Raw genomic sequence first — 17,390 nt, forward strand, 5'->3', positions numbered from 1 at the left:
GGGCTCTGAGCACTCCAGTGCCGCCAGATCTGTCCTGGTCTTTTCTGCCGCAGCCCTGGCGGTGACCGATCTCCTGGTCAAGGCCGCCCTGGTCCAGGCCCTCGGCCACGACAGACACAACACGGACTTCGGATTGTTTACCGTTTGGCTGGCCTACGACACCGGTGCCGGTTTCAGTCCCCTGTCCTGGCTTCCCCCTGGGGCGCTGGTGCTGGGTGCTGTGTTGCTTGTTGCTGTGCTGGCCGCCGCCCTGGTCCGGTCCGCCCCGCGTTTGAGGAAGCCTGCCCTGTCCGCTGCGGCTCTCCTGCTCGGTGGTGCCCTGGGAAATCTTTGCGGATCTGTTGGATGGGGCCGGGGTGGTGGATTACCTGCACACCGGGTGGTTGCCGAGTTCGAATCTTGCCGGGGTTTTCGTTGTGGCCGGGGCAGGGCTGCTGGTTCTGGGAACGGTACGCGGCGCGGTAAGGGAAGGGCAGTAAGTGGACATCGGAGAGTTTTTTGCTTCCAGCGTGACCTCCGGTGCGCTGGTGCTGGCACTGCCGCTGGCAGCGGTCGCGGGCCTGGTCTCGTTCCTCTCGCCCTGCATCCTTCCGCTGGTTCCGGGGTATCTGGGGTTCGTCTCCGGGCTGACCGATCCCGGCCAGCCCGGGAACCGGCGGCGTGTCCTGACCGGGGTGGCCTTGTTCATTCTGGGCTTCGGGGCGGTATTTACCCTCTATGGTGCAGCCTTCGGTGCCATCGGGTCGTGGTTGGTGCGGTGGCAGGATCCACTGATGCGGGTCCTGGGCGTCGTCGTCATCCTGATGGGCCTGGTCCTGCTGGGCGGTTTCTCCTGGCTGCAGCAGACCAGGAAATTCCGTGCTCCGGGCAGGAAAGGCCTGGCCGGCGCCCCGGTGCTGGGCGTGGTGTTTGGGCTCGGCTGGACCCCGTGCATGGGTCCGACCCTCAGTGCCGTGCTCAGCCTGAGCGTCGCGGCCGCAAGCGCCTGGCGCGGTGCGCTGCTGGCGTTTGTTTATTGTCTGGGCCTGGGGATCCCTTTTGTGCTGGTCGCTTTCGGCCTGAACTGGGTTTCCCGGGTCCTGGCCGTTGTCAGGGCCCATATCCGTGCGGTCAACATCGCCGGGGCGGCGATGTTGATCATCCTTGGCGTCCTGATGGTCTCCGGGCTGTGGGTGAAGTGGATTTATCAGCTGCAGAACCTGGCAGGGACCTTCCTCATGCCCGTCTAGGCAATGCCAGGGACCTGTCAGCCGACGTTGAGAACACCCCTGCGGCTGGGTTCAGCCCTGGATTCCGCCGGTGCAGACGGCTCCCGGTTCCGGGGTCTGCGGGCCCTGACGGTACTTCTTGATGAACGTGGCGAGGCGTTCATCGCCGCTGGTCTGCAAGGCCAGCTGCTTGCCCCATGCCGTGGCCACGATCGGAGCCTCCTGGTCCGGGACGGGACTGAGCAGGAGATACTGCTGCCCCTCGGCGGCAGCGGTCAGTTCCGCGATCTGGTCCGCAGCCAGGTCAGGACGGTAGGAGAGCCACACGGCACCGTGCTCCAGGGAATGCACCGCCTGTGTCTGCTGCACGGGGGCGGTGTAGATTCCGCAGTTGGTCCAGACCGGGGCGTGATCCCCTCCGGTAGCAGGGATCCTGGGGTAGCTGACCGGTTCCCTCGTATGGTTCCTGGACTGGTCCGGGAAGTCCTGCTCACCCTCTATCGGCCGGGACGCCGCCGCGGTGGCTTCCTCGCGCTGGCGTACCTCGCCGACGACGACAAACGCCACCGAACCAATGATCGCGGCGACGACCGCCGCCGCCGCACCGTAGAGCAGCCAGGCTTTACGGCGCGCCTTGGCCCGCTGTTTTGCCTGCAGGGCCTTCAGGATCGCCTGTCGTTCCTCATGGGAGGGCCGGGGCTGGGACATCAGGTGGGCTCGCTTTCGTCGCTGGTGCGGCCGGAATGGGCTGCGGGTGGTCAAAGTCGGGCGCGCAGATCCTGCAAGGCCAGTATTTCAGCGCTTTGGGCTTCGACCAGGCCGGCAGCGAAGTCACGGACGCGGGCGGTCTCGGCGAGGTTCACGGCCGCAGTGGCCATCGCCACCCCGCCCTGGTGGTGGCGGATCATCAAATCAGTGAAAAGCCGGTCCGCCTCTGTCCCGGAAGCAGCCCGGAGGGCCTGCATCTGTTCCGGGGTTGCCATGCCCTCCATCTGTGACTGCGGTGCCGCGGCAGCAGAGGCCCCGTGGGACTGTCCGTGGTCCCCGCTCCCGGCCCCCATCCAGGCCATGGGCGCCCCTTTGCCTGCCTGGGACAGGCCCCATCCCTGCAGCCAGGCGAACATCTGACCCTTCTGGTGCTGCTGCGTGGTCGCGATGTCATAGGCGACCGCGCGGATTTCTTCGTTCGTGGACGTATCCCTGATGATCAGGGCCATCTCCACGGCCTGGGCGTGGTGGACCTGCATGTCACGGGCAAATCCGGCATCCGGTCCATCATCGGAGATCTGCTGCGGCGCGCCGGAGAGCCGGCCGATGGCGAAGAAAGCCAGCGCGGTGAGGATAACCACGGTGACGAAGACGGCCCACAGCAGGCCGCGGCGCTGAACCGGCCGTGCTGCGCGGCCTGCCGCGCCCGCGCCAAGGTTCGGCCCGGTCACAGCCAGCCCTGCGGATCAACGGTCTGGCCGTTGAAGAGCACCTCAAAATGCAGGTGGCAGCCGGTGGAGTTGCCCGTCGTTCCGGCAGCGGCCAGCCGCTGCCCGGCGGCGACGGGGGCGCCGACGCTCGTCTCGATCGAGGCCAGGTGGTTGTAGGTGCTTTTCAGGCCGTTGCCGTGGTCGACCACGATCCGGTTTCCCCCGCCGTACGCGGACCATCCTGCCTCGACCACCGTTCCGGCTCCAGCCGCGAACACCGCTGTCTGGCAGGACGCCACCAGGTCAAGGCCGGTGTGAAGCTCCCCGGATCCCCCGGTTATCGGACTGGTGCGGAAACCGAACGGCGACGCTACGGACATGCTCGCCAATGGTGCGGCGAGCCCGGAAGAAGCCGCCGGGCCGGCGGGAACAGCTGCCGCGGGGACCAGCTGCGCCGAAGCCCCGGCAGACCCGGCCGCCGGGGATTCGGGTACGGCCGGGGCCGGGACAGTGGCCACCGGGGACCGGTCGAAGGAGATGCTGGCGCCCGGGGAAGCCTGCGCCGGAACCTCGATTGCGGCCACCTGTTCCGCGCCTGCCGCAGCGGGCCGGTCAGTGCCCGTGCCGGCATTGGCCGCAGTGATGGCTGCGCCGACCAGCATTGCTGCGGTGATGGTGGCCGCTGCCGGAAGGTTGCGTCGAAGGACGGCGAAGTCCCGGCTGGTGGGCCGGCGCCGGCTGTGCCGGGGTGCGGCAGAATCGACGCGCCAGGCTCGGGCGGGCACCGGGCTACGGTGCCGGCCGCGGGCAGGGGAAGACGGCATGGGGTCCTTTCAGCGCCTGCGAAGTTAGCTGTCGGGTTCGGGCCAAGGATCAAGCCCGGCCGGGGACTCGAACCGCTCGATGCAGTCTTCAGCTCCGGCTTCACCCCAAGGCAGCGCAGCTGCCGGAAGATGGGTTCTCCGCCCCCGCCTGTGAAGCTCGTCGTTTGCGAGGCCCGGGCGGGGCTGGGCTTTCGGCCTCGAAGGCACTGATACACAAATGCCTGTATCAACATTACAGGCAGGTCCTGGAATCGTTATAACCCTGTGATTTACCTGATAGTCGTCTGCAAGCCGCCCGCCGCTCCCTTTTTCTACACGGGATAGAATCGACAACTGTGGATCTGTTCAAGCGTGCAGGAGAAGGCAAGTGCCCGCCGCGGCGGGCTGTTCTGGGGTTCGGTGCTGCGGCGCTGGCCCTGTCAGGTTGCGGGGGGCGGGAGGATTCGCTCGCCGCGCAGGCGCGCGCAGGGGACGACAAGAACTACATCGCAGGTGATGGTTCGGTCAACGAGTACCGCCCCGATGCGCGGGGTTCGAAGGTTTCCCTGACCGGGACGCTGTTCAGCGGGGAAACCGTCTCCTCGGAGGACTGGGCGGGCAATGCTGTGGTCCTGAATTTCTGGTACGCGGGCTGTGCTCCCTGCCGGAAGGAAGCGCCGGACCTGGTCGCGCTGAACAATGAATTCCGGGACCAGGGAGTGCTGTTCTACGGCGTGAACGTCCGGGACGATGCGCCGACTGCGGCTGCCTTTGAACGCACGTTCGGGGTGGGTTATCCCAGTTTTGATGACAGCAACGGCGGGATCCTGCTGGCCATGACGACCTATGTGCCGCCGCGCGCCGTTCCCACCACCCTTGTCCTGGACCGGGAGGGCCGGGTCAGCGCGAGGATCCTCGGGATCTCCGAGAAAGGGACCCTGAAGGCGCTCATCGTTTCGGCGCTTGCCGGACAATAAAGGGAAGTGTTCGGAAGGTAACGACGCGGCGGGCCAGGCCGGTTCAGCGGTGCCGTTCGGGCCTGTTGGCCAGCTGCTGCAGGTACTGGTTGTAGGCATCCATGTCCGCATCGCCGCCGGCGGTGGCTACTGCCCGTTCTGACCGGGCCCAGCCGCTGGCTTCGTCCCGCTGCCACCGGACCAGGATGAACATCAGCAGCAGTACCCCCGGCAGCTCCCCGTAGGACCATGCCAGCCCGCCGGCGACTCCCTGGTCCTGCATTGGGTTGATATTCCAGCTTTCGGGCGGGACGGCAAAGAATTCGACCATCGGATCCGTTGCCATCATGATGACCACCCCGAAAAAGGCATGCAGTGGCATTTCGGCGAAAATATCGATCAATCGCCCAAAATGGGTCTGCCGGGTGGGCAATGGGTCGGCCGAGATCAGCGGCACGGTGAAGAGGATCCCGGCGAGCAGGAACAGCAGCTCCAGCCCGACGTGCCCGTACCAGCTGGGCAGCAGCAGATCGGCGAGCCCGGAGAAGTACACGCCGTAAAAGCTCAGCAGGAACAGGGGGACCATGAACCCCGGGTGGATGGCCAGTCGTCCCCATCTGGAGCGCAGGCCCCAGATCGCGGCTTGAAGCACGGGCCGGCCCAGCCGGTTGTGTGGTGTCGTGCGCAGCAGCAGGGTGCCGGGTGAGCCGACCACCAGCAGCGGCGGAACGGCCATCATCAGCGTCAGTTGCTGGAACATGAAGATGGAGAACATCCGCAGCCCGTAGCCTTCGATCCCGGCTCCCATGACCACGGCGATGGCGGCGCAGCCGGTCAGGAACGAGATGGTGCGTATCGGCGACCAGGCCCTGCCCCGGCGCCAGAGAGTAATGGCCCCGGCCAGGTAGAGGACGGCAGCGGCCAGCGCCAGCGCCGGGATGAGCGGAACGGGCTGCAGGTTCGGGGCCAGATACTCGCCCAATGACGGGGGCAGGGTCGGCAGCCAGACCGGGCCGTCGATACTGTAATCACCGTTCATGCCCGAACCCCCCTGCGCACTTCCCCCGCTGTATCGGTCTTAGCTGCTGGCTGCTGAGACCAGACGGTCCTGCCCCGTGTGCCCGACGTGGGTCAGGCCGAGATCCAGGAGTAAACGGACGTGCGCATCGGCCAGCGAGTAGTAGGCCATCCGGCCCGAACGCCGGACCGTGACGACCTTGGGCCCGCGCAGCAGGCGCAGGGCGTGCGAAACACCGGATTCGCTCAGACCCGTTGTCGCAGCCAGGTCGCAGACGCACATCTCCCCCTCGAGCAGGGCGATGAGGATCCGTACGCGTCCGGGATCGGCCAGGAGACCGAAAATCACGGCAAGGTCGGCGACGTCGGACTCCTGCGGCATCCTGTCCCGGACGGAGCGGACCCGGTCGGCGTCCACCAGCCGGACAGCACAGTCGCTGCCGCGGGCTGCCGCCGGGGGCATCGGAGAGGTGGTCATTCATCAAGATTACCTTCGACTGCTAATGCTTCACATTCGCTTCAGGACCGGGCCGGCCCCCGACACAGAATCAGAAACCAGCCAGATTATCGTCTGAACAACCTTACAGATAATCTGGTTTGGTGTCGGTCCTGACGGCATGTGCCCCGGTGTCCCTGCCGTGCGGCAGGTCTAGTGCGAAGGATTTCTTGTGGCTGTGAAGCTTCCAACCGGGCGGCCGGCAGCAGTGCCCAGGCTCTGGTGGTTGGCCATTGCCGGGCTTCTCGCCATCGCTGCGGTCCTTGTCGCGACTGCCTATGGCAGGGGGACGTTGCCGGCTGAAACCCGGGACCCGGGGTCCTTGGTCCGGTGGGGCTTTGGCATAGTTCAGACGGTCCATAACATCTCTGCGGCGGCCACCATCGGGGCGCTGGTTTTCGCGGCCTTCATTGTTCCGCCGTCCATGTCACGGACGCGGAAGAACAAGCAGGCCGGCAGCAGCGCCGGGGCTCCAGCCCCGGAGCATCCTGCATTTGGGCGCATCATGAACCTGGCCTGTGCGGCGAGCATTCTGTGGATGCTCTCGGCGGTGGCGGTCATCGTGTTCAGCTTCGCCGATATCGCCGGGGTACCGATCTCGGGCAGCCGGCAATTCGCCTCGCAGCTGGCGTCCTACATTACAGAGCTCCCGACCGGGACGGCCTGGCTGTGGGTGGTGATCATCTCCGCGACGGTGGCGACGGCGACCTTCGGCCTCCGCTCCCCGGCCGGCCTGGCCGCGACGGCCGTGCTGGCTATGGGCGGGTTGATTCCGATGATCCTGATCGGCCACGCCGCCGGGGGCAGCGATCATGAACAGGCCATCAACTCACTGGGCCTGCACCTTGTGGGCGTCTGCCTCTGGTTCGGCGGACTGGTCGCCCTGACGGCAGCGGGCACCGCGCTGGGCAGCGACACCGCCGCCGTCGTGAAACGGTTTTCAACCCTCGCCGGGTTCGCCTTAATCCTCGTCGTGTCCTCCGGGGTGATCAACGCGGCCATCCGCATCGATTCCCCCGCCGGCCTCGCCTCACCCTATGGGGTGCTGCTGATGGGGAAAACGGCCGGCGCCATCGTCCTGGGCGGCCTCGGGCTCCTGCACCGCAGGCGTCTCATTCCGGCTCTGTCAGCCGCCGCAGGAGCGACGCGCGCCACTGGGCTGTTCTGGCGGCTGATCGTTATTGAGGTGCTCATCATGGGCGCCGTCAGCGGACTGGCCGCCGCACTGAGCCGCACTCCCCCTCCCCTGGGCGAGGACATCGAACCGGCCCTGACGCCGGCACAAATCCTCACCGGCTACCTGCTGCCACCGGAACTGACCCCCGAACGCTGGTTCACGGTCTGGCGCCCGGACTGGCTCTGGATCGCTGTGGCACTGGCAGCGGCATACCTGTACCTTCGGGCCGCCCGGCTGCTGAAGCGGCGAGGGGACAAGTGGCCCTGGCCCCGGGGCCTGATGTGGCTGACGGGCCTGGCTGCCCTGGTCTTCTTCACCTCCGGCGGGCCCTCGGTCTACGGGCGGGTCCTGTTCAGTGCCCACATGCTCGACCACATGGCGCTGACCATGATCGTTCCGGTGTTCCTGGTTCTCGGCGCCCCCGTCACCCTGGCCCTGCGGGCCCTGGCTCCCCGGCATGACGGGACACGCGGACCGCGGGAATGGATCATGATCCTGGTGCACTCCCGGCCGGCCGCCGTCCTGACACATCCGCTTTTTGTCGCCGCGAACTTCGCCGGCTCGATCGTGCTGTTCTACTACTCCGACGCCTTCGGGTTTGCCCTGCGTGAGCATGCCGGCCATGAACTGATGACCGTGCATTTCGTCATCACCGGCTACCTGTTCGTCCTGTCCATGGTCGGCACCGATCCAGTGCCCCGCCGGGCGCCGTATCCGCTGCGGCTGCTGCTGCTGCTGGCCACGATGGCTTTCCACGCATTTTTCGGCGTCGCCCTGATGGGGGCCACCACGCTCCTGCAGCCGGAGTGGTTTACCGGGCTGGGCCGGGACTGGGGTCTTTCCCCGCTGGCTGACCAGCAGATGGCCGGGGCCATCACCTGGGGAATCGGTGAGGTTCCGACCCTGTTGATCGCGATCGGAGTCGCCGTCATGTGGTCCCGCTCCGATGCCCGGGAAACCCGTCGGACCGACCGGGCAGCGGACAGAAACCATGATGCCGACCTGGAGGCCTACAACGCCATGCTCGCCCAACTGGGCGAACGCACCCACCCGGGCCCCGGCGGCAGCGGCGGGCCGCGCCGGTGACGACGGAAATTCCGCCGATCCCGGCCACACCTGGTGCAGGCGTTCATGAATTCGAACACCGGGATGAACCGGCCGGTCCGGTCCAACCCCTGGGCCTGTCTGCGGGTCCACGGTCCGGTCAGTCCAGCCGGACGAGCGGGTTCGCCCCGAACTCTCCGGCCTCCGGCCCGCGCACGCCCCCGATGATCCGCAGCGTAGATCCGCCCGGTACCTGCAAAGAATCCGGCTGCGGCCAGGACAAGAAGCCCTCACCCCTGCCCCGCCAACCACTGTGAAGGATCCCTCATGAGCGGACATGACCACGACCACGCTGCGGCAGGTGCCGGCCACCGCGGAAAACTCATCATCGTTTTCGCTGTTACGTTCAGCGTCATGGCCGCGGAAATCATCGGTGCCGTGCTGACCGGAAGCCTCGCGCTGCTGGCCGATGCCGGGCACATGTTCACCGACTCCACCGGTCTGCTGATCGCACTGATCGCAGCCTCGCTGGCCCTGAAACCACCGACACTGAAACGCACCTGGGGTTACAAGCGCGCCGAAATCATCGCAGCGGCCTTCCAGGCTGCCCTTCTGCTGGGCGTTGGCGCGTTCGTGATTATCGAGGGCATCCGCAGGTTCTTCGAACCGCCGGAAATCGCCGGACCGACGATGCTGTGGTTCGGCGTCATCGGTCTGGCCGGCAATGCCATCGGGCTGATTGTTTTGGCATCAGGCCGGAATCATAACTTCAACATGAAGGCCGCCTTCCTTGAAGTCCTCAACGATGCCCTGGGATCCGTGGCCGTCATCGTTGCGGCGATCATCATCGCCCTGACCGGCTGGGTGCAGGCCGATGCCGTGGTGTCCCTGCTCATCGGGGTCCTGATCATCCCCCGCACCCTGAGACTGCTCCGGGACACGGTGAATGTGCTGATGGAAAACGCGCCCGCCGGACTGGATCTGGGCCAGGTCCGGGAGCACATCCTCGCCCTTCCCCACGTCATCGACGTCCACGACCTGCACGCGTCCCTCGTCGGTTCCGGAACCCCGGTACTCTCCGCCCACGTCACCGTCGAAGACGGCTGCATGACGGACGGGCACGCCTCCACCATCCTGGCGGACCTGCAGCGCTGCGTCGCCGAACATTTCGACGTCAGCGTCGAACACTCCACCTTCCAGATTGAAGCAGCAGCCCACCGCGACCAGGAAAGCATTCATCACTGATGTCACAACCAAAAGCCACTTCCACGCCCCCGGCAGACCCTGCCAAACGCGCCAGGACCGTCATCTGGATCCTGCTCGGAGTCATCCTGGCCGCAGGAGCCATCTGGTACGCCGTGTTTACGCTCAACAAACCCGCGCCGGTGGCCGTCCAACCCGTCGCCGAGGCCCAGCTCGTCCGTGAGGACAGCCACCGGGTCACCGCTCCGGCAACCGAGAAGGCCCAGCTGGTAGAGTTTTTGGACTTCGAGTGCGAAGCCTGCAAGGCTGCCGAACCCGTCGTGGCCGAGCTGAAGGCAGAATTCGGTGACCGGATCACGGTCGTCCACCGTTACTTTCCGCTCCCGGCCCACCGGAATTCCGGGCAGGCGGCGCTGGCCGTCGAAGCCGCCGCCCAGCAGGGAAAATACGAACAGATGGCCGCGAAAATGTTCGAGACCCAGCCGCAGTGGGGTGAAAAGCAGGACTCCCAGGCACCCCTGTTCCGCACTTTCGCCGAAGAACTCGGACTGGACCTGACCGCCTACGACGCCGCTGTAGCCAACGAAGCCACCAAAGACCGGATCCGTCAGGACATCGCGGACGGTAAGGCGCTTGGCGTGACCGGGACGCCGACATTCTTCCTCAACGGTGAAAAATTGACGCCGAACACGATGGAGGAATTCCGCCAGAAACTGGCGGACGCCGCCCAGTAGCGGTTTCCCGCCGCCGCCAGCAGATTCCGGAAAGAACCAGCCCCACAGGAAGGACCGGGATGAGAGTTCAGCGCGCGCCGTTCCGGTTGCTGCGGACCGCCGCCCTGGCAGGATCAACCCTGTCGCTGGCCGCGGCGGCGCACGTCTCCGCCGGCGGCCTCCTGCCCCCGGCACCGGTACTGGCGGCCTGCACGTCCCTGCTGGTCCTGGCCATCATCATCCTGACCAGATGGAAGCTGAAGACGCCGGTTCTTGGTATGGTCCTGGCCGGCGGTCAGGGCCTGCTGCACTCAGTGATGTCCGCGTTCCCTCCGACAGCGGCCGTCGGCCCTGCCCTCCCGGCTGTCGCGCCGGGGACACACCACCACCCCCTGATCGGCTCCGGGGCGCTGCTGCCCGCAGGGCAGGACATGCATCCGCATCTGGTGTGGGACCTGGGACCTGCCATGATCACCGCCCACCTCGGCGCGACGGTGCTGACCGCGCTGCTGCTGGCCAAAGGCGAATCAGCCCTCTGGGCGCTGGCAACCTGGCTCCGACCCGTACTTTTCCTCGCGCCGGTCCCCTTCGTTCCGGCCCTGGCAGCGCTGGTTCCGGCCCCGCCCCGGGCCCCGGTTCTGCGCCGGATAATACTCCACACCCATTCCCGGCGCGGGCCGCCCGCTACCGCCTGAAGCCCTTTTCGCAGGCCCGCAGCCACGGCCGCGCCTGCACCCTGCAAGCACGTTTCAGCGGAAACGTCGTGCACCCAAAATCTTTCCCAAAGGAAACCAACCATGAAATCGCGCCCCAGAATTAGTACCCGCCTGCGCCTGGCAGCCGTCGCCGCTCTGCTGCTGCCCGCCGCCGCAGTGGCCTCCCCTGCCGTCGCCCACGATGCCCTGTCCTCCACGGCTCCGGCCCGCGACGCAGTCGTGGCCACCGCGCCCGAAACGGTGTCACTGACCCTCACCGAGCCTCCCACGGATTCAGCGTCCCTGAACCTGAGTGTCATCACCGTCACCGACGGCGCCGGGAACACCGTCAGCGACGGCACTGTAAGCGTCAATGGGGCGACCTTGTCGACCAAAATCGCCCCAGGGACACCGGGCAGCTACAAGGTGCTTTGGCGGGCCGTGTCCTCGGACGGGCACCCCATCGAAGGCAATTACGCCTTCACCGTCCAAGCGCCCGCGACCGCGGCATCATCCCAACCGTCGGTACCCGCAACCCCTTCAGCTGCCGCCTCCTCGCAGGCCCCGCAAAACACCGCCAACGCCATGCCGCCGACGGCCCCGAGGCCCAACGACGATAACGCGCCGCTGGCCGTGGGAATCGCCTTCGGGATCCTGGCAGCGGCGCTGGCCGTGACCTGGTGGGTGCGCCGCAGAAACGCCGGACAGCGCTCCTGACCTACGTCTTTCCGGTGTTCCCGTCGCGCGGGAGCACCGGAAAGAACCCAGGAACGGCCTACGACCGGACAGACGCTCCCGCTTCCCGGGCTTTCCGGCGATTCGCCAGCATCCTCAACAGCGCCGCGGTCAGGGCTGCGACCGCCATGACCGCAACGGACACCGCCCCGGCAGTAAAGAGTCCCTGCGCGAAAACCGGCAACGGGGCAGACGCCTCAGCGGCGACCATGATCGTGATGTAGTACGCCGCCGTAGCGGCCAGCCACAGGCCACCAGCCGCGGCGACAGCCAACGACCAGCGCCAAAACCAGCGTTCACCGGGCCCGTGGGACAACGCAACAGCCAGCAGGACAATTCCCGCGACGGCCAACAGTTGAGCAGGCAGCAAAAATGGTCCGGCAACGAGGCCGATTGGAACGCAGATACCGCCAACCATCAACAAACGCCGGCAACCAAGCGGCATACCCGATGCCCGGGACGGCGCGGCCGGCCGATGAGGACCCTCGGCCATTGTATTTTCAGCGGTCATACGGTTCCTTGAATCATCGTCAGGACTGGCCCGGGGGCGGGACAGCATCCGTGGGGCGCGATGAGGCTCCTCACGACTGTACAGGAATGGATGAATGGACTCGCGCGTCCACCAGGTCCGTGCAGGTCAGCCACTGCGTCAATGCACGTGGCTGGTGCTGGAACATATTGGCGAACCACTCGACAGGGCCCCGGAAGTTTCGTTAGGGTGTGGGCTTGCCGGCTTGCGGCTCACCGGCGGTGGCAAGGTTCGTATCCGCTGCGTCCGGACTGTCCTGCCCTGGCAGACGGACCTGCGCCTGGTAGCGAACCCGGCGGATCCGCCGGGTCATGGACACCATGAGCATCACGACGGCTATGACCATAAACGCGGTCATCAGAAACCCGAGAAATCCCGGTGATACCTGATCGGGACTCAAACCGGGCCTCAGCCCGTCAGTTCCGGGACCGGGAGTAGGCATCGTGCTTAGGGCCTGCAGGCCAGCCGCGACGAAAGCGTTCTGCACTGGGTCATCCTTTTCTTGAAGAATTTCGAAGGCGTTTCTGGACCTGATGTCCGCGGATGACAACCCCTGCAGCGTGAAGCAGCAGTCCCGCGCCTATGACAGCCAGCGATGCAAACGACAGGGCCTCATTTTTGGCGGTCTGGCCAAAAATGTTAATCGCGATTCCCAGCGCAATCAGGGCCATGGCACTGAAAACAACCGCTTTGTACGATGCAGGTGCGGTGGCCCAAAACTCGTTTAGCACCCATCCAGCATATGCGGAAAAGCCATGCCCACCTTTTCACGTGCCGCCACGCAGGGGGTTGGCGCCCGCAGTACGTCTTGCCGTTCTCGCCGGAACTCCTCTGGAGGGTTCAACAGCCACGGGGCCTGTCCGTGGAAACGGGCGAGCCTTCGGCTGTACGGTTGCACCTCAGCACAACAGGCTTCGGCGGGACCTTCCGGCGTCTCCGGTCCCTTGGTGTGAGGGTGCAGAGGTTTTGAGGCGCCGGACCGGAGTAAGAGGCAGGGTACTCGACCCTCGACAGAGGGTCCAGTGTGCGAGGGCATGCTGAAGGCCGGTGATTCATTGCCCCCAAGGCATTGAATCACCGGCCTTCAGTGGTTTTATTTGCCTGCGCGCACGAAGGTCACGGCGCCTTTGGAGGTCATCCAGGTCAGGGGGTGGACCGCTGTTTCGTTCTTGCCGTTCAGGCCGGAGCTGAGGACTTGGCCGTTGCCGACGTAGATTCCTACGTGGCCGGGCTGCATGACCATGTCGCCGGGCTGGGGGTCGGTGACGACGGTGCCGTAGTTCATGAACTGCATCGGGCCGAGGTCGCCGACGGGGATGCCGGCAGCGTTGAGGGCGTTTTCGACCAGCCGTGTGCAGTCCTGGATCATACCGATCTGGGCGTAGGCGGAGGACAGCATGATGGCGTTGATCCCGCCCGCGGCCGGCGCGGGCGCCGGCGCGGCAGGGGTGACGGTGACCTGGGCCTTGGCGGGCGCAGCGGCTGGCTTCACAGTGGCAGCGCCCACGGGGACCGTGGCTTTGGGCGCTTCGGCGGCGACTGGCTTGGGTGCTTCCACGACGGGTGCAGGCGTGGTTTCCACTGCGGGACGCTCGAAGGTGATCTGGATCGTGGCGTCGGCGGTCAGCGGGGTCTGGGCCTGGCCTGCGACTTCGAGGGTGGATGCCGGCTCGGCGTCGCGCTGGGCCGGGGTGTCTGCTGCCTGGGCGGCGGTGATGCCACCGGTCAGGACGAGGCCGGAGGCTGCTGCGAGGACGGCTGCCTGGCGGCCTGCGGTGCCGGCGTTTGCGGCGACGGATTGGGACAGCACGGCGATGGCGCTGGTCTGGACGGAGACCGCGCGGTGGCGGCCGTGAGTTTTGCGCATGGGCATGAAAGGGCCTCTCCCACTGCCTGCGAGGTTAGCTGTCGGATTCGGATGGGAGACACCCGGCCGCGGTGGTGCACGAAAGGCACCAGGCACGGCTTCACCCCAAGGCCTGCTCGAAGCGGGCCAACTCTGGGTTCCCCGTCTCTGCCGGACGAATTTTACGAACGGATCCCTGGCAGCGGCAGAGTTAGGCAAGTCTGCTCGGGAGTGCCGTATTCGGAGAAACCGGCACGGTCAGACCCTATGTCACAAAAGCCCCATTTGTCACATTTGCGTAACGCCCTGACTGTGGTAACAACCTGCTTGGCACCCGGCAGATACGCGGGGGTATTTTCGGGGATGTCGTCAGTGACCTGGTCAGACCCCGCCGGTGCCTGCACTGCCTTCCACAGCCGTTCAATCCCAGCGCCCATCGATCCTTCATTTTCAAGGACCGGAAAAGCATGGAAGCAATGTCATCGATGTTGGTCGCTGCTAATACGGCCGTCGTGGCCAGGATGAGCAAGTCACTTCCAGCGTCAGGAGGCCCGTGTCCGGACTGCAGCTGGTTACGCCTTTTCCTGTTCGCGGGATCCCAGCAGGCTGCCCAGCACGTACAGCCCTACGCCGACGGTGACGAACACGTCGGCGAGGTTGAAGGTGGGAAACCAGCCGCTGTGCAGGTAGTCCACGACGCCGCGCCCGTCCATCCGGTCCACAAGGTTCCCGGCACCGCCGCCAACCACCATCGCCGCACCCGCCCGGGAGAGCGCCGGCATGGCGGGGGCGGTGGACACTGCGTACCAGGCCATGGCCAGGACGATGATGGCGGTCGCGGCAATGACCAGCCACGGGGCGAGGTTAGCCCCGAGGCTGAAAGCGACCCCGGTGTTGTACAGCAGTTTCAGGTTCACCAGGCCCAGATCGACCGTGGCACCGTTGGAGAGCAGTTCCTCGGCCAAGGCCTTGATAACCAGGTCGGCCACCCCGAGCACGGCGGCCGAGACGAGCAGGCCAATTTTTACCCGCCATGCTTTGGCGCCAATTGGTGGTGTCCTTGCCGGATCTGCCGGATCTGCCGGTGACGGGACGCTCACGCGGCAGGTTCCAGTGCCGGCGCGGGTTTGGCCGCCCGGAGTGCTGTCTTGCGGCTGATCCGGCCGGCGCGGACGCCGTTGCCGATCACCACGATTTCGGCGAGTTCGTGGATCAGGACGACCGCAGCCAGTCCCAGGGCGCCGACCAGTGCCAGCGGGATCAGGATTGCGATCAGCAGCAGGGACAGGCCCACGTTCTGCAGCATGATGGACCGGGTCCGGCGGGCGTGGTCCAGGACCTGGGGCAGGTGGTTCAGGTCCTCGCCCATCAGGGCGATGTCGGCGGTTTCAATGGCGACGTCGGTGCCCATGGCGCCCATGGCAATACCGGTGTCGGCGGTGGCCAGGGCCGGGGCGTCGTTGACGCCGTCACCGACCATGGCGGTGGGCTGGCGGGACTTCAGGGTCCGGATGATCTCGGCCTTGTCTTCCGGGCGGAGGTCGGCGTGGACTTCGGTGATGCCTGCGTCCTTGCCCAGGGCCGCGGCGGTGATCGCGTTATCACCGGTGAGCATGGCCGTGGTGTACCCGGAGGCGGTCAGCCGGGCGATGACGTCCCGGGCTTCGGGGCGCAGTTCGTCACGGACTGCCACGGCACCAATGACTTCGCCGGCGGATTCGATCAGGACGGCGGTGGCGCCTGCCGTTTGCATCCGCTCGACATCCCCGGCAAGGGCGCCGGCGTTGATCCAGCCGGGGCGGCCCAGCCGGACGGTCTTGCCTTCGAAGCGGCCTTCCAGGCCGGCGCCGGGGACGGTGTCCACGTCGGTCACGTCGGCCCTGGCCGGGGATGCGGCGAGGATGGCTCGGGCCAGGGGGTGTTCGATGCGGGCCTCCAGCCCGGCTGCGAGGGCAAGAACGTCTTCGCGGGTAGTGGTCCCGGCGGCGGCGACATCGATGACTTCGGGCTTGTTCCGGGTCAGGGTGCCGGTCTTGTCCAGGGCGATGGTGCGGATCTTGCCGAGGGTTTCCAGTGCGCCGCCGCCCTTGATCAGCACGCCGATGCGGCTGGCGGCGCCGACGGAGGCGACAACGGTGACCGGGACGGAGATCGCCAAAGCGCACGGCGATGCGGCCACGAGGACGACCAGGGCGCGTTCGAACCACAGCAGCGGCTCTCCGACGATGAAGCCGAAGGCGATGATCAGGGCCGCGGCGATCAGGATGCCGGGGACGAGCTTGCTGGCGATGTTGTCCGCCAGGCGCTGCCCGGGTCCCTTGCGGGACTGTTCGGCCTCGACGATGTGCACGATGCGGGCCAGGGAGTTGTTCTCCGCGGTGCTGGTGACTTCGACTTCCAGCGGCCCGGTGCCGTTGATGGACCCGGCGTAGACCTCGCTGCCGGGACCGGCCTCCACCGGCACGGATTCACCGGTCAGGGCCGAGGTGTCCAGGGAGGTGCGGCCGGTGATGATCCGGCCGTCGGTGGCCAGCCGTTCGCCCGGGCGGACGACCATCCGGTCCCCCGGAACGAGCTCGGCCGGGTCAACGGTGACCTCCGTTCCGCCGCGAAGGACTGTCGCTTCGGCCGGGACGAGGTCCAGCAGGGCCCGCAAGCCGCGCCGGGTTTTGGCCAGCGAGTATTCCTCCAACCCTTCGGAAATGGAGTAGAGGAAGGCGAGCATCGCCGCTTCCTCGAACTCGCCAAGGGCGACGGCGCCGACGGCGGCGATCGTCATCAGGGTCCCGACGCCGATCCTGCCCTTGACCAGGCGGCGCAGGGTGGAGGGAACAAAGGTCCACGCCGCGACCAGCAGCGCCCCGATTTCCAGGACCAGGCGCAGCCAGTCCGGGCCCCCGGTCAGGGACAGGGCCCAGACGGCCACGAGCAGCACACCCGAGATCGCGGCGGCCCGGATCTCGTTGATCTGCCAGAAGCCGACAGCTTCCTCGGCCTCTTCGGCCGCGGTTTCGGGCTTGTCGTCGCTGCAGCCGCAGGCATCGCTCATCGGGCGTTCTCCTTCGTCAGTTCCACGTTTGTCAGTACGGCGCCGGTGCTTCCGGTGCCGTAGTTCGGGCACAGGCTGACCGCGTTGCCGGTGGTGGCAAGCAGGATCTCGGCCTGGGCAAGCATGTCCATCAACTCGGGGCGCGACAGCGAGTAATGGACGCTGCGGCCCTGCGCGCGGCCCTGGACCAGGCCACAATCGCGCAGACACGCCACATGGGCGGACACGGTGGACTGGGCAAGCCCCAGCTCCCCCGCCAGATCCCCCACCCGGATCTCGCCGGCGGCCATTCGCTTCACGATGTTCAACCGCGTCGGATCGCTTAACGAATGAAACAAAGCCGCTGCGGGTTCAAGCCCACCGCAAGCATCCCCCGAACCAGCCATTTGTATCGTCATGCAGCGATGATATCCGATTAAAACGATGGGAACTCGATATGGGTTTTCTCGTCCTTCGGAACCTGACGGAGGGCTTCGGGCACGCCGTCCGGAGTCCCGAGCG

Annotated in this window: 19 protein-coding genes, 1 pseudogene and 2 riboswitches; of the genes and pseudogenes, 8 read left to right on the forward strand and 12 right to left on the reverse strand. The window is 66.4% G+C overall.

Translation table 11 applies throughout. The features are described 5' to 3' along the window. Nucleotides 1-61: 61 nt before the first annotated feature. Nucleotides 62-289: pseudogene (locus LFT49_RS21935) on the forward strand (signal peptidase II); the annotation flags it as partial. Nucleotides 290-479: 190 nt separating this feature from the next. Further along, entirely contained in the window at nucleotides 480-1,229 is a 750-nt protein-coding gene (locus LFT49_RS21940; protein ID WP_237430698.1) for a cytochrome c biogenesis CcdA family protein, read from the forward strand. A 51-nt stretch (nucleotides 1,230-1,280) separates the two neighbouring features. Here the strand turns inward: LFT49_RS21940 and LFT49_RS21945 are convergent, their stop codons facing one another. From LFT49_RS21945 to LFT49_RS21955, 3 genes are read right to left on the reverse strand one after another with little or no spacing between them, the layout of a single operon-like run. Next, nucleotides 1,281-1,916, reverse strand: coding sequence for a DUF3105 domain-containing protein (locus LFT49_RS21945; protein WP_237430699.1), 636 nt, complete (start codon nucleotides 1,914-1,916; stop codon nucleotides 1,281-1,283). A gap of 50 nt (nucleotides 1,917-1,966) precedes the next feature. Beyond that, nucleotides 1,967-2,647 (reverse strand): DUF305 domain-containing protein, encoded by a 681-nt coding sequence (locus LFT49_RS21950; protein ID WP_237430700.1) that lies wholly within the window; start codon nucleotides 2,645-2,647, stop codon nucleotides 1,967-1,969. Next, a complete protein-coding gene (locus LFT49_RS21955) occupies nucleotides 2,644-3,411 on the reverse strand; it encodes a M23 family metallopeptidase (protein ID WP_237430701.1) in 768 nt (255 codons plus the stop codon). The genes LFT49_RS21950 and LFT49_RS21955 overlap by 4 nt, the downstream gene beginning before the upstream one ends. Before the next feature lie 37 nt (nucleotides 3,412-3,448). Then, nucleotides 3,449-3,623: riboswitch (cyclic di-AMP (ydaO/yuaA leader) on the reverse strand. Nucleotides 3,624-3,791: 168 nt separating this feature from the next. Here LFT49_RS21955 and LFT49_RS21960 point away from each other — a divergent pair. Next, nucleotides 3,792-4,406: a TlpA family protein disulfide reductase gene (locus LFT49_RS21960; RefSeq protein WP_237430768.1), complete on the forward strand. Its 615-nt coding sequence runs from the start codon at nucleotides 3,792-3,794 to the stop codon at nucleotides 4,404-4,406. Between the two features lie 43 nt (nucleotides 4,407-4,449). Here the strand turns inward: LFT49_RS21960 and LFT49_RS21965 are convergent, their stop codons facing one another. Together LFT49_RS21965 and LFT49_RS21970 are read right to left on the reverse strand one after the other, a co-directional pair. Continuing rightward, nucleotides 4,450-5,424 (reverse strand): cytochrome c oxidase assembly protein, encoded by a 975-nt coding sequence (locus LFT49_RS21965; RefSeq protein WP_237430702.1) that lies wholly within the window; start codon nucleotides 5,422-5,424, stop codon nucleotides 4,450-4,452. 39 nt (nucleotides 5,425-5,463) lie between these two features. Next, the gene (locus LFT49_RS21970; RefSeq protein ID WP_272912576.1) at nucleotides 5,464-5,880 is read right to left on the reverse strand and encodes an ArsR/SmtB family transcription factor; all 417 of its coding nucleotides are present in this window, start codon (nucleotides 5,878-5,880) and stop codon (nucleotides 5,464-5,466) included. A gap of 190 nt (nucleotides 5,881-6,070) precedes the next feature. Between LFT49_RS21970 and LFT49_RS21975 the strand changes: the two genes are divergently transcribed. From LFT49_RS21975 to LFT49_RS21995, 5 genes are all read left to right on the forward strand, one after another. Continuing rightward, nucleotides 6,071-8,161 (forward strand): cytochrome c oxidase assembly protein, encoded by a 2,091-nt coding sequence (locus tag LFT49_RS21975; protein ID WP_237430703.1) that lies wholly within the window; start codon nucleotides 6,071-6,073, stop codon nucleotides 8,159-8,161. A gap of 285 nt (nucleotides 8,162-8,446) precedes the next feature. Next, the gene (locus LFT49_RS21980) at nucleotides 8,447-9,364 is read left to right on the forward strand and encodes a cation diffusion facilitator family transporter (protein ID WP_237430704.1); all 918 of its coding nucleotides are present in this window, start codon (nucleotides 8,447-8,449) and stop codon (nucleotides 9,362-9,364) included. Beyond that, complete coding sequence (locus LFT49_RS21985; protein WP_237430705.1) at nucleotides 9,364-10,056, forward strand: DsbA family protein; 693 nt, start codon at nucleotides 9,364-9,366, stop codon at nucleotides 10,054-10,056. Before LFT49_RS21980 ends, LFT49_RS21985 begins: the two co-directional genes overlap by 1 nt. 59 nt (nucleotides 10,057-10,115) lie before the next feature. Continuing rightward, entirely contained in the window at nucleotides 10,116-10,730 is a 615-nt protein-coding gene (locus LFT49_RS21990) for a hypothetical protein (RefSeq protein WP_237430706.1), read from the forward strand. Nucleotides 10,731-10,832: 102 nt separating this feature from the next. Next, nucleotides 10,833-11,447 carry a copper resistance CopC family protein gene (locus tag LFT49_RS21995; protein ID WP_237430707.1) on the forward strand — a complete coding sequence of 205 codons (615 nt, stop codon included), beginning with the start codon at nucleotides 10,833-10,835 and terminating at the stop codon, nucleotides 11,445-11,447. Between the two features lie 58 nt (nucleotides 11,448-11,505). Here the strand turns inward: LFT49_RS21995 and LFT49_RS22000 are convergent, their stop codons facing one another. From LFT49_RS22000 to LFT49_RS22030, 7 genes are all read right to left on the reverse strand, one after another. Continuing rightward, complete coding sequence (locus tag LFT49_RS22000) at nucleotides 11,506-11,817, reverse strand: hypothetical protein (protein WP_237430708.1); 312 nt, start codon at nucleotides 11,815-11,817, stop codon at nucleotides 11,506-11,508. 361 nt (nucleotides 11,818-12,178) lie between these two features. Then, nucleotides 12,179-12,352 carry a hypothetical protein gene (locus LFT49_RS22005; protein ID WP_307311603.1) on the reverse strand — a complete coding sequence of 58 codons (174 nt, stop codon included), beginning with the start codon at nucleotides 12,350-12,352 and terminating at the stop codon, nucleotides 12,179-12,181. A gap of 133 nt (nucleotides 12,353-12,485) precedes the next feature. Beyond that, on the reverse strand, nucleotides 12,486-12,725 hold the full coding sequence (locus tag LFT49_RS22010) for a DUF3188 domain-containing protein (protein ID WP_236803137.1): 240 nt from the start codon (nucleotides 12,723-12,725) through the stop codon (nucleotides 12,486-12,488). Between the two features lie 362 nt (nucleotides 12,726-13,087). Then, nucleotides 13,088-13,867: an NlpC/P60 family protein gene (locus tag LFT49_RS22015; RefSeq protein ID WP_237430709.1), complete on the reverse strand. Its 780-nt coding sequence runs from the start codon at nucleotides 13,865-13,867 to the stop codon at nucleotides 13,088-13,090. 3 nt (nucleotides 13,868-13,870) lie between these two features. Then, nucleotides 13,871-14,068: riboswitch (cyclic di-AMP (ydaO/yuaA leader) on the reverse strand. Nucleotides 14,069-14,412: 344 nt separating this feature from the next. Next, complete coding sequence (gene lspA, locus LFT49_RS22020) at nucleotides 14,413-14,889, reverse strand: signal peptidase II (RefSeq protein WP_237430771.1); 477 nt, start codon at nucleotides 14,887-14,889, stop codon at nucleotides 14,413-14,415. A 47-nt stretch (nucleotides 14,890-14,936) separates the two neighbouring features. Beyond that, nucleotides 14,937-16,889, reverse strand: coding sequence for a heavy metal translocating P-type ATPase (locus LFT49_RS22025; RefSeq protein ID WP_237430710.1), 1,953 nt, complete (start codon nucleotides 16,887-16,889; stop codon nucleotides 14,937-14,939). Beyond that, on the reverse strand, nucleotides 16,886-17,287 hold the full coding sequence (locus tag LFT49_RS22030; RefSeq protein ID WP_237430711.1) for an ArsR/SmtB family transcription factor: 402 nt from the start codon (nucleotides 17,285-17,287) through the stop codon (nucleotides 16,886-16,888). Before LFT49_RS22030 ends, LFT49_RS22025 begins: the two co-directional genes overlap by 4 nt. Nucleotides 17,288-17,390: the final 103 nt, after the last annotated feature.

Source organism: Arthrobacter sp. FW306-06-A (assembly GCF_021870055.1).
Classification (GTDB): domain Bacteria; phylum Actinomycetota; class Actinomycetes; order Actinomycetales; family Micrococcaceae; genus Arthrobacter.

What these genes read in the sequence shown, in the direction of transcription:
- LFT49_RS21970 (WP_272912576.1), bottom strand. Translation starts at nt 5,880, where the DNA reads ATGACCACCTCTCCGATGCCCCCGGCGGCAGCCCGCGGCAGCGACTGT.
- LFT49_RS21995 (WP_237430707.1), top strand. Translation starts at nt 10,833, where the DNA reads ATGAAATCGCGCCCCAGAATTAGTACCCGCCTGCGCCTGGCAGCCGTC.
- LFT49_RS22005 (WP_307311603.1), bottom strand. Translation starts at nt 12,352, where the DNA reads ATGACCGCGTTTATGGTCATAGCCGTCGTGATGCTCATGGTGTCCATG.
- LFT49_RS21990 (WP_237430706.1), top strand. Translation starts at nt 10,116, where the DNA reads ATGAGAGTTCAGCGCGCGCCGTTCCGGTTGCTGCGGACCGCCGCCCTG.
- LFT49_RS21980 (WP_237430704.1), top strand. Translation starts at nt 8,447, where the DNA reads ATGAGCGGACATGACCACGACCACGCTGCGGCAGGTGCCGGCCACCGC.
- LFT49_RS21945 (WP_237430699.1), bottom strand. Translation starts at nt 1,916, where the DNA reads ATGTCCCAGCCCCGGCCCTCCCATGAGGAACGACAGGCGATCCTGAAG.
- LFT49_RS21985 (WP_237430705.1), top strand. Translation starts at nt 9,364, where the DNA reads ATGTCACAACCAAAAGCCACTTCCACGCCCCCGGCAGACCCTGCCAAA.
- LFT49_RS22025 (WP_237430710.1), bottom strand. Translation starts at nt 16,889, where the DNA reads ATGAGCGATGCCTGCGGCTGCAGCGACGACAAGCCCGAAACCGCGGCC.
- LFT49_RS22030 (WP_237430711.1), bottom strand. Translation starts at nt 17,287, where the DNA reads ATGACGATACAAATGGCTGGTTCGGGGGATGCTTGCGGTGGGCTTGAA.
- LFT49_RS22015 (WP_237430709.1), bottom strand. Translation starts at nt 13,867, where the DNA reads ATGCCCATGCGCAAAACTCACGGCCGCCACCGCGCGGTCTCCGTCCAG.
- LFT49_RS21965 (WP_237430702.1), bottom strand. Translation starts at nt 5,424, where the DNA reads ATGAACGGTGATTACAGTATCGACGGCCCGGTCTGGCTGCCGACCCTG.